Genomic DNA, 6,016 nt, shown 5'->3' on the forward strand with positions numbered 1-6,016 from the left:
GAGCTGATCACGCCGATTGCGCTGGAGAAGGAGCTCCGGTTTGCGGTCCGGGAGGGGGGGCGGACGGTGGGCGCCGGCGTCGTGACGGAGATCCTGGAGTAGATTGCACGGGCGAAGTAAATGGTCACGCTGGTTCAGGACCAGAAGATCAGAATCCGCCTCAAGGCCTACGACCATCAGCTCCTCGATCGGTCGGTGAAGGAGATCGTCGAGACGGTGAGGCGGACCGGCGCCCGTGTGTCTGGGCCCGTTCTGCTCCCCACCCTCATCAACCGGTGGACGGTGCTCCGCTCGCCTCACGTGGACAAAACGTCCCGGGAGCAGTTCGAGATGCGGACGCACAAGCGGCTCCTCGACATCCTGGATCCCACCCCCCAGACCGTGGACGCGTTGATGAAGCTCGATCTTCCCTCAGGCGTCGACGTCGAAATCAAGCTGTGAGCATGCCGACCATCGTCCGGTTCGCTGTGGTCCAGGATCGGAAGGGGGGCGAAGCCCCCCTCCGAGGGTAGCCATGGCGATGAAGGAGGGGCTGATCGGACGGAAGCGGGGGATGACCCAGCTCTTCGGTGACGACGGCAGTCAGATCCCGGTGAGTGTCATCGAGGCGGGGCCGTGCACCGTGCTGGGGATCCGGACGAAGGCCACCCACGGCTACGACGCGGTCCAGCTCGGCTTCGAGCCGAAGAAGAAGGGCGTGAGCAAACCTGAGGCCGGGCATTTCAAGAAGCTGGGCCTCGCTCCGATGCGCGTGCTCCGCGAGATCCGCGTCGAGAAGACCGAAACGGCTCAGAACTACCAGGTGGGCCAGACGCTCACCGTGGACCTCTTCGAGCCCGGCCAGCTGGTGGACGTGAGCGGCGTCAGCAAAGGGAAGGGGTTTCAGGGTGGCGTCAAGCGGTACGGGTGGTACGGCGGAGACGCGACGCACGGTTCGATGTTTCACCGGGCGCCGGGATCCATCGGGGCCTCCTCGGATCCGTCGCGGGTCTGGCCCGGTCATCATCTCCCGGGCCGGATGGGCGGCGAGTCGCGGACCGTGCTGAACGTGCCCGTGGTCCGCGTGCTCCCCGAGCAGAACCTGCTCGTCGTCCGGGGTGCCGTGCCGGGTCCGATCGGCGCGCTTGTGGTGGTGAGAAAGAGCGTCAAGCTCACCAAAGCCCAGCAACGGGCGCGGAAGGCCAGGTAGCCATGCCGGCGGTGCCGGTTCTCAGCACGGGTGGAAAAGCCGGAGAGACGCTGGACCTGAGGCCCGAGGTCTTCGGCGTCCCGCTGCGGGTCCCCCTCCTCCACCAGGCGGTCGTCCGGGAGCTGGCGGCGCAGCGCGCCGGCACGCACGAGACCAAAGGCCGGAGCGATGTGTCCGGGGGAGGCAAGAAGCCGTGGCGCCAGAAGGGAACGGGTCGCGCCCGTCAGGGCTCGATCCGGGCCGCGCAGTGGCGCAAGGGCGGGACGGTCTTTGGCCCCCATCCGCGGGACTACACCCTCGGCATGCCACGCGCTGCGCGGCGCCAGGCGCTGCGCGCCGCACTGGCTGCTGCGGTGGCGGACGCGCGGGTCGCGGTCGTGGACCGCGTGGAGCTGCGGGAGGCGAAGACGAAAGCCCTGGCGGGCTGGCTGCTCGGCCTGGGCCTCAAGGAGGCGCCGACGCTTCTCGTCGTGGCCCAGCTGAGCCAGGCGCTGGCCCGGGCGTCGCGCAACCTTCCCTGGCTGGTCGTCGAGACTCCCTCGCACGTCTCCGTCTACCAGCTGCTCCGGAACAGGCAGGTTATCTTCGAGCGGCCAGCGCTCCTCACGTTGCAGGAAGCGCTGGCCGGAGCGGTGGAGCGGGAGTCTCCGTCTACCAGCGGGGGGACGCGATGAGGAGTCCCCGGGAGATCATCGTCCGGCCCCTGATGACCGAGAAGAGCATGCGGGTCAAAGAGGAGCGGAACGCGGTCACGTTCCAGGTCGTGCCGGACGCCAACAAGGTGGAGATCCGCCACGCGGTCGAGGCGATCTTCAACGTGAAGGTGACCGGCGTGAGGACCGCCAGCGTCCAGGGCAAGCTGAAGCGGATGGGGCGCTTCCAGGGGCGCCAGCCCTCCTGGAAGAAGGCGATCGTGACGCTGGCCCCTGGTGAAAAGATCGAGCTGGTTGAGGGCATGTGATGGCGGTCAAGATCATCAAGCCCACGTCCCCGGGCCGGCGCTTCATGACGCTGCTCGCTTTCGACGACGTCACCCGGAGCCGGCCCGAGAAGAGCCTGCTCCGCGCCAAGCGGCGCACCAGCGGGCGGAACAACGCCGGGCGGATCACAGTGCGACACCGGGGCGGCGGGGCGAGGCGCCGCCTTCGCGTGATCGACTTCCGCCGGGAGAAATGGGGCGTGCCGGCCACCGTTGCGGCGATCGAATACGACCCCAACCGGTCGGCGCGCATTGCGCTCCTCCACTACCGGGACGGCGAAAAGCGGTACATCGTCGCGTCGCTCGGGCTCAAGGTGGGCGACGTGGTCATGTCCGGCCCGCAGGCCGACATCCTGCCGGGCAACGCGCTGCCGATCAGGAACATCCCCGTGGGGACCATGATCCACAACGTGGAGCTCCAACCGGGCAAGGGAGGCCAGCTCTGCCGGAGCGCCGGGTCGCAGGCGCAGCTCCTGGCCAAGGAAGGGGACCTCGCCACGCTGAAGCTCCCCTCGGGCGAGGTGAGGATGGTCAGGCTCGACTGCATGGCCACGGTGGGCCAGGTCGGCAACCTCGATCACGAGAACGTCTCCGTCGGCAAGGCCGGGCGCGTCCGGTGGCTCGGTTTCCGCCCGACGGTCCGGGGCGTGTCCATGAACCCCGTGGACCATCCCATGGGGGGCGGCGAGGGCCGGGGCAAGGGCAACCACCCGATGACGCCGTGGGGCAAGCCCACCAAGGGCTACAAGACCCGCCGGCCCAAGCCTTCGGATCGTTACATCGTCACCCGCCGGGCGAAGTAGAGGGGAGAGATGGGACGCTCGCTGAAGAAGGGACCGTACGTGGACGAGACACTGCTGGCCCGGGTGGAGGAGCTCAACCGCGCCCGAGGGAAGAAGGTGCTGAAGACCTGGTCGCGGCGCTCCACCATCGTGCCCGAGTTCGTCGGCCACACGCTCGCGGTTCATAACGGCAGGAAGTTCATTCCGGTTTACATCACCGAGAACATGGTGGGGCACAGGCTCGGCGAGTTCGCCCTGACCCGGACCTTCAAGGCCCACGGGGCGGCGCAGAAGGCCACCACCGAGGTCAAAGCGTAGGCTATGCGGACCCAGGCGGTCAGCCGCTTCGTGCGTGTCTCACCGCGCAAGGCCCGCCTGGTCCTGCGCGAGCTGCAGGGCCGGTCGGTGGGGGAGGCCCTGGGGTTGCTCCAGTACGTCCCGCGGGCGGCGGCCCGGCTGGTCGAGAAGACCCTGCGCTCCGCCATCGCCAACGCCGAGCACAACCACCAGGTGCGGAACCTCGACGACCTCCGGATCGCCAAGGCGGTCGCCGACCGTGGCCCGGTGATCAAGCGCATCCAGCCGCGGGCCATGGGGCGAGCCTTCTTCATCCGCCACCGCACCAGCCACATTACGGTGGTCCTGAGCGACGAGGTTCCTCAGCCGGCACCAGGCCAACGGACTGCCGCAGGCCGGGTACCCGCGGAGCGGGTGCGCGCCCGCGCCGGGCAGCCGCGTGCGGCGCGGGGATCTGCCGACCGCGCGAGACCACGCGCGGCCGCGGAGGGGTAGAGACATGGGACAGAAGACGCATCCGATCGGCTTTCGGCTGGGCGGGACGCGGACCTGGAGTTCCCGGTGGTTCGCGACCAAGGGCTACGCCGCGCTCCTGCACGAGGACGTGAAGATCCGGCGGTATATCAAGGGCACGCTCTATCACGCCGGGATCTCGCGCACCGATATCGAGCGGTCGGCCAACCGGATCAGGATCACGATCCACACCGCTCGGCCCGGCATCATCATCGGGCGCAAGGGGTCGGAGGTCGAGAAACTGAAGAACGAGCTCCAGGCGCGCACCGGCAAAGAGGTCTACCTGAACATCGAGGAGGTCATCCACCCCGAGCTGGACGCGCAGCTCGTGGCCGAGAACGTGGCGCTCCAGCTCCAGAAGCGCGTCGCGTTCCGGCGGGCGATGAAGAAGGCCGTGACGTCGGCGCTCAGGCTGGGGGCGGGCGGGATCCGGATCGCCTGCGCGGGGCGCCTCGCGGGCGCGGAGATCGCCCGGCGCGAATGGTACCGGGACGGCCGGGTGCCGCTCCACACGATTCGCGCCGACATCGACTACGGGCTGGCAGAGGCGCGCACCACCTACGGCGCCATCGGCGTGAAGGTCTGGATCTTCAGGGGCGAGGTCCTGTCGACCCGCCAGGCGGTGGAAGCATAGTCCCGAGGAGACCGGCGCATGCTGATGCCGAAGCGCGTCAAGTACCGGAAGGCCCAGCGCGGCCGGATGAGGGGCAAGGCGATTCGCGGCTCGACGCTGACCTTCGGCGACTTCGGTCTGAAGGCCCTCGAGCCGGGCTGGGTCACGAACCGCCAGATCGAGGCGGCCCGCGTCTCCCTCACGCGCAGCGTCAAGCGCGGGGGGAAGATCTGGATCCGGGTCTTCCCGGACAAGCCGGTAACGAAGAAGCCCGCCGAGACGCGGATGGGAAAGGGCAAGGGTAACCCGGAGTACTGGGTTGCGGTGGTGAAGCCAGGACGCATCCTCTACGAGATGGAAGGCGTGAAGGAGGACGTGGCCCGCGAGGCGTTCCGGCTGGCGGGCCAGAAGCTCGGCATCGCGACCAGGTTCGTGAGCCGCGCACGAGCCGGAGGCTGATCGATGAAACCGGCGAAGTGGCGCGAACTGACCGACCCCGAGCTCCAGCAGAAGGTGAAGGAGCTTGCGGAGGAGCTCTTTAACCTGCGCTTCCAGCTTTCGCTGGGCGTAGCCAAGAACCCGGCCCGGGTGGGTCAGGTCAAGCGCGACCTGGCCAGGGCCAAGACCGTGCTGCGCGAGCGGGAGCTGGGCGTTCGCCGGCCGGTGTAGCGGGATGCCGAGGAATCTGGTTCGAGCGCGCACACCCACTTCGTGGGTACCCGGCGCGGGTACCCGGCCCGCGCAACCAACTCGGGCCTCGCGCGGCGGGGGGCCTGCCTCACGGCATGGCCGACCCCGCCACGCTCGAACGACCATAGGGGGGAGGTATCGGAAGGGGCGGGTACCCGCGCCACGCCCGCGCGCGAGCGCGGGGGGTCGGCGTGGGTGCGCCCCCCTCCGAGGACTGTAGAGGAGCCGATTCGATGGGGGAGCGAAAGACCCGTGAAGGGGTCGTGATGAGCGACAAGATGGAGAAGACCCGCGTGGTCCGCGTGGAGCGGGTCTATCGCCATGCGCGCTACGAGCGGGTGGTGCGGCGGACCAGGAAGCTCAAGGCCCACGACGAGACGAACGCGAGCAAGGTCGGCGACCGGGTCCTGATCGAGGAGACGCGTCCCATGTCGCGTGAGAAGCGCTGGCGGATCCGGCAGATCCTGGTCCGGGCGTCAGCGCTGTGAGAGCTCGGGATGATTCAGACCAGAACCATGCTGGAGGTGGCGGACAACTCCGGGGCCAAGAAGGTCCAGTGCATCCGGGTCATGGGCGGCTCCCGGAAGAAGTACGCCACGCTCGGGGACACCATCATCGTGAGCGTCAAAGAGGCCGCGCCCGACGGGACCGTGAAGAAGGGAGAGGTCGCCAGGGCCGTCGTGGTGCGAACCGCCAAAGAGGTCCGGCGCTCCGACGGCTCCTACATCCGCTTCGACCGCAATGCCGCCGTGCTCCTGAACCCGCAGAACAACCCGATCGGGACACGGGTCTTCGGACCGGTGGCGCGGGAGCTGAGGGACAAGCAGTTTACCAAGATCATCTCGCTGGCGCCGGAGGTCATCTAGTGCCGTTCCAACTAACTTCGCCTTACTTCGTCCTCGGTCGTCGCCGATCCTCACGTACAACCGCGTACGCTCCGGTCGGCTCCTCCC

The 6,016-nt window shown here is 68.5% G+C and carries 13 protein-coding genes; all 13 read left to right on the forward strand.

All coding sequences use genetic code 11. The features are described 5' to 3' along the window. Positions 1-102: elongation factor Tu (locus HY726_16215; protein MBI4610542.1), on the forward strand; the 102-nt coding region annotated here is incomplete at its 5' end. 18 nt (positions 103-120) lie between these two features. Beyond that, positions 121-441 (forward strand): 30S ribosomal protein S10, encoded by a 321-nt coding sequence (rpsJ, locus tag HY726_16220; protein MBI4610543.1) that lies wholly within the window; start codon positions 121-123, stop codon positions 439-441. 79 nt (positions 442-520) lie between these two features. Beyond that, positions 521-1,189, forward strand: a complete 669-nt coding sequence (gene rplC / locus HY726_16225) for a 50S ribosomal protein L3 (protein MBI4610544.1) — start codon at positions 521-523, stop codon at positions 1,187-1,189. Between the two features lie 2 nt (positions 1,190-1,191). Further along, entirely contained in the window at positions 1,192-1,863 is a 672-nt protein-coding gene (gene rplD / locus HY726_16230; protein MBI4610545.1) for a 50S ribosomal protein L4, read from the forward strand. Next, positions 1,860-2,150: a 50S ribosomal protein L23 gene (rplW, locus tag HY726_16235; GenBank protein ID MBI4610546.1), complete on the forward strand. Its 291-nt coding sequence runs from the start codon at positions 1,860-1,862 to the stop codon at positions 2,148-2,150. The genes rplD and rplW overlap by 4 nt, the downstream gene beginning before the upstream one ends. Then, positions 2,150-2,971, forward strand: coding sequence for a 50S ribosomal protein L2 (gene rplB, locus HY726_16240; protein ID MBI4610547.1), 822 nt, complete (start codon positions 2,150-2,152; stop codon positions 2,969-2,971). Before rplW ends, rplB begins: the two co-directional genes overlap by 1 nt. A 9-nt stretch (positions 2,972-2,980) precedes the next feature. Next, positions 2,981-3,268 carry a 30S ribosomal protein S19 gene (rpsS, locus tag HY726_16245; protein ID MBI4610548.1) on the forward strand — a complete coding sequence of 96 codons (288 nt, stop codon included), beginning with the start codon at positions 2,981-2,983 and terminating at the stop codon, positions 3,266-3,268. A 3-nt stretch (positions 3,269-3,271) separates the two neighbouring features. Further along, entirely contained in the window at positions 3,272-3,742 is a 471-nt protein-coding gene (gene rplV, locus HY726_16250; GenBank protein MBI4610549.1) for a 50S ribosomal protein L22, read from the forward strand. Positions 3,743-3,746: 4 nt separating this feature from the next. Further along, positions 3,747-4,394: a 30S ribosomal protein S3 gene (gene rpsC / locus HY726_16255; protein ID MBI4610550.1), complete on the forward strand. Its 648-nt coding sequence runs from the start codon at positions 3,747-3,749 to the stop codon at positions 4,392-4,394. A gap of 18 nt (positions 4,395-4,412) precedes the next feature. Beyond that, on the forward strand, positions 4,413-4,832 hold the full coding sequence (gene rplP / locus HY726_16260) for a 50S ribosomal protein L16 (GenBank protein MBI4610551.1): 420 nt from the start codon (positions 4,413-4,415) through the stop codon (positions 4,830-4,832). A 3-nt stretch (positions 4,833-4,835) separates the two neighbouring features. Next, on the forward strand, positions 4,836-5,042 hold the full coding sequence (rpmC, locus tag HY726_16265) for a 50S ribosomal protein L29 (GenBank protein MBI4610552.1): 207 nt from the start codon (positions 4,836-4,838) through the stop codon (positions 5,040-5,042). A gap of 254 nt (positions 5,043-5,296) precedes the next feature. Further along, positions 5,297-5,551, forward strand: coding sequence for a 30S ribosomal protein S17 (gene rpsQ / locus HY726_16270; protein ID MBI4610553.1), 255 nt, complete (start codon positions 5,297-5,299; stop codon positions 5,549-5,551). Positions 5,552-5,560: 9 nt separating this feature from the next. Continuing rightward, positions 5,561-5,929: a 50S ribosomal protein L14 gene (rplN, locus tag HY726_16275; protein ID MBI4610554.1), complete on the forward strand. Its 369-nt coding sequence runs from the start codon at positions 5,561-5,563 to the stop codon at positions 5,927-5,929. The last annotated feature ends 87 nt before the right edge of the window (positions 5,930-6,016 follow it).

This window comes from Candidatus Rokuibacteriota bacterium, from assembly GCA_016209385.1.
Taxonomy (GTDB): Bacteria; Methylomirabilota; Methylomirabilia; order Rokubacteriales; family CSP1-6; genus JACQWB01.

Coding starts and splice junctions, on each gene's coding strand:
- rpsS (MBI4610548.1), top strand. CDS start 2,981: ATGGGACGCTCGCTGAAGAAGGGACCGTACGTGGACGAGACACTGCTG.
- rpsQ (MBI4610553.1), top strand. CDS start 5,297: ATGGGGGAGCGAAAGACCCGTGAAGGGGTCGTGATGAGCGACAAGATG.
- rplW (MBI4610546.1), top strand. CDS start 1,860: ATGAGGAGTCCCCGGGAGATCATCGTCCGGCCCCTGATGACCGAGAAG.
- rpmC (MBI4610552.1), top strand. CDS start 4,836: ATGAAACCGGCGAAGTGGCGCGAACTGACCGACCCCGAGCTCCAGCAG.
- rpsJ (MBI4610543.1), top strand. CDS start 121: ATGGTCACGCTGGTTCAGGACCAGAAGATCAGAATCCGCCTCAAGGCC.
- rplD (MBI4610545.1), top strand. CDS start 1,192: ATGCCGGCGGTGCCGGTTCTCAGCACGGGTGGAAAAGCCGGAGAGACG.
- rplB (MBI4610547.1), top strand. CDS start 2,150: ATGGCGGTCAAGATCATCAAGCCCACGTCCCCGGGCCGGCGCTTCATG.
- rpsC (MBI4610550.1), top strand. CDS start 3,747: ATGGGACAGAAGACGCATCCGATCGGCTTTCGGCTGGGCGGGACGCGG.
- rplN (MBI4610554.1), top strand. CDS start 5,561: ATGATTCAGACCAGAACCATGCTGGAGGTGGCGGACAACTCCGGGGCC.
- rplV (MBI4610549.1), top strand. CDS start 3,272: ATGCGGACCCAGGCGGTCAGCCGCTTCGTGCGTGTCTCACCGCGCAAG.
- rplC (MBI4610544.1), top strand. CDS start 521: ATGAAGGAGGGGCTGATCGGACGGAAGCGGGGGATGACCCAGCTCTTC.
- rplP (MBI4610551.1), top strand. CDS start 4,413: ATGCTGATGCCGAAGCGCGTCAAGTACCGGAAGGCCCAGCGCGGCCGG.